This window comes from Parasutterella secunda (genome assembly GCF_016901835.1).
Lineage (GTDB): Bacteria > Pseudomonadota > Gammaproteobacteria > Burkholderiales > Burkholderiaceae_F > Aphodousia > Aphodousia faecavium.
On sequence record NZ_JACJKX010000058.1, the window covers coordinates 1 to 252 of the forward strand.

General features: G+C 44.4%; 1 protein-coding gene. It reads right to left on the reverse strand.

Features of this window, described 5'->3' with window-relative positions; translation table 11 throughout:
* Positions 1–252: helix-turn-helix domain-containing protein (locus tag H5985_RS09330; protein WP_205051030.1), on the reverse strand; the 252-nt coding region annotated here is incomplete at both ends.

Genomic DNA, 252 nt, shown 5'->3' on the forward strand with positions numbered 1-252 from the left:
ATTTACGTTGGCGACGACGCAAGTGAGTATAAAGATCACCTCCATTTCGACGATCTTCAATAACCCATTGATAAATGGTTTCGTGACTGACTCGCTGTCCGACTTTTTTCAGAGTATGTGAAATCTGCTCAGGACTCCAATCCAAACGAATTAATTCCAAAACTCTTTGCTTGGTCGAATCAGGAACTTGACGAACGTTCAGTTGTGCAGCTTGGCGACGTCGAGTACAAGCGTTTCGGTGAGCTTGTTGTG